This is a genomic window from Cytophaga sp., from assembly GCF_051961495.1.
Lineage (GTDB): Bacteria > Bacteroidota > Bacteroidia > Cytophagales > Cytophagaceae > Cytophaga.
Genome location: NZ_JBQCDF010000068.1, coordinates 1 through 2,825, shown reverse-complemented (window position 1 = coordinate 2,825; position 2,825 = coordinate 1). Strand labels below are relative to the sequence as shown.

The 2,825-nt window shown below is 41.7% G+C and carries 1 protein-coding gene; it reads left to right on the top strand.

Features of this window, described 5'->3' with window-relative positions; translation table 11 throughout:
- The coding region (locus ACTHJT_RS03165) for a CBM96 family carbohydrate-binding protein (RefSeq protein WP_440236318.1) at window positions 1-2,825 on the top strand (2,825 nt) is incomplete at both ends.

Sequence of the window (2,825 nt, the reverse complement as noted above, 5' to 3'; positions counted from 1 at the left end):
TTGACCGTTACAGCATTTAACAGCAAACCAACAGTTACTTTCACAACAGCCCCTGCTAACAATTCACTTTTTGTTGGCGGACAAGTATTTAATTTTGTGGCAACAGCAACGGATGCGCAGGACGGCGTATTGCCGGCAAGTGCATTTACGTGGCATTTCGACTTGCATCACAATACGCACACACATGATGGATTACCTGCTACTGGCAGTAAAAGTTTTTCCGCAACCATACCTGTTTCCGGTCATACCGATACAGACATCTATTATAAAATATATGTTGTTGTTACAGATGCCGGCGGTTTAACGGATACGGCTTATGTAAATTTGCTGCCGACATTAAAGAATATAACGCTGAAGACAATTCCTGCGGGTTTAACGCTAAAGTTAGATGATGAGCCTGTAGTAACTCCAAATACACAACAAAGTGTGGTAGGTGTTAATCGTACCATTGATGTGGTTTCACCGCAGGCATTCCAGGGGAAAGTATATACATTTACCGGTTGGTCTCATGGTGGCTCGGCGAACCAGACATATAGCACGGCAAACAAAGACACAACCTTTACTGCCTTGTTCCAGGAAACGCAGGTAACGAAGGATAGCATCACGCCTATACAGGATGCATTTGTTCAATACACAAGTTATGACGGAACGAATGCGAACATCACTTATGGCTCAACAACTCCAAACGACCTGGTTGTTAAAAATTATTCTGCAACGCCAAACAGGGAAACATATATTATGTTCGACCTGAATACGCTTCTGGGCAATGCAGCAGATATTACTTCAGTAAAATTAAAACTGTATGGTAGTTTAACTACAGAAACAGATGTGAATTCTCTTAAAGTAATTGCATATGAAGGAGTAAATAATCTTTGGACGGAAAATGCAATTACCTGGAATAACAAGCCTGACAAATTATTAGTTAAATACGATTCTATTACTGTTACTAACCTGACACCTGCAGATCAGTATTATTATCTGGATTTAACAGCTCTAATCAAAGCTAAAGTTGCGGCAAATCAGAATCTGGTGACAGTTGTACTTGTTACACCAAATAATAATGCTAAGCGGGCTGTTTTCCAATCTTCTGAAAACCCAGGGGGGAAAGGACCTCAACTGGTCGTATCTTATGCTGCCAGCTGTGTAGCTTCGATAACATCTCCGTCAACATCCTTCTGCGCAGGAAGTTCATTAACCTTGACTGCGAATACCGGTACAGGATTTACGTATAAATGGTATAAAGATGCTGTCCAGATTTCGGGAGCCACAACTTCTGCATATGCTGCTACAGCAGCTGGTACATATACGGTTCAGGTAACCAATGCCAGCGCGTGCAGCAAAGTATCAAACGCTGTTTTGGTAACTCAGAATGCAGTACCAACAGCAGCAATCACATCACCGTCAACGGCATTCTGTACAGGAGATTCGATTTTGGTTTCTGCAAATACCAGTACAGGGTTAACGTATGCCTGGAATAAAAATGCAACAACAATTTCAGGAGCAACGGGGGCAACATATAAAGTTAAAGCTGGCGGATCTTATACGGTTGAAGTAACAAATTCAAGCGGTTGTAAAAAAACATCTACAGCCATTGCAATAACTGAAAATGCATTGCCGGCGGCATCCATTACTGCGTCTTCAACTACACTATGTTCAGGAGATTCTATAGCATTGACGGCTAATTCAGGAACTGGATTAACATACCTGTGGTATAAAAATTCCATAGCTATCTCAGGAGCTACAGCTCTTACGTACAAAGCGAAAACGGGAGGTGATTATTCTGTTCAGGTTACCAACACGAGTGGTTGCAAAAAAGCAGCAGCTCCCGTTATTATAACAGAAACACCCGCTGCAACGGCAACCCTTACTTCTCCTGCTACAGCGTTCTGTACAGGAGATTCGGTTGCTCTTGCTGCTAATACAGGAACAGGTTTAACGTATAAGTGGCTGAAGAATGCGACTGTGATCAGTGGAGCAACGGCTGCTATCTATAAAGCAAAAACAGCAGGTTCATATACTGTTGAGGTAACGAATAACAATGGTTGCAAAAAGGTTTCATCTGTCATTGCTTTGACAGAAAATGCATTGCCGACAGCAACACTTACTTCTTTCGGTACGGCATTCTGTACAGGGGATTCAGTGTCTCTTACAGCTAATACAGGAACAGGTCTTACATATAAATGGTTAAACAATACAACTGTAATCAGCGGGGCGACGGCTTCTGTATATAAAGCAAAAGCAGCCGGTTCATATACTGTTGAGGTGAGCAATGCAAATGCTTGTAAAAAAGTATCGGCAGCTATAGCTGTAACGGAAAATCCATTGCCAACGGCCACAATCACAGCTCCGTCAACAGCAATTTGTACAGGAGATTCAATTTTACTAACAGCAAATACCGGTACAGGTTTATTGTATAAGTGGAATAAAAATACAACATTAATCAATGGTGCTACTGCAACTACTTATAAGGCAAAGTCAGCTGGTACTTATACAGTGGAAGTGACAAACTCTACGGGTTGTAAAAAAGTATCCTCGCCTGTGAGTATTACAGAGAATACATTACCTACAGCAGTAATTACTTCTCCTGCAACAAAAGTTTGTATTGGCGATTCATTGGAGTTAACAGCGAATGCAGGAAGTGGTTTTACTTATAAATGGACTAAGAATACAACCGTGATCAATGGAGCTACTGCAGCTCTTTACAGAGCAAAAACGGCCGGTGCTTACGCAGTAGAGGTTACCAATGCAAATGGGTGTAAAAGGATATCTTCTTCTATAAGCGTAACGGAAAATGCATTGCCGGCAGCTGTGATAACAGCTTCTTC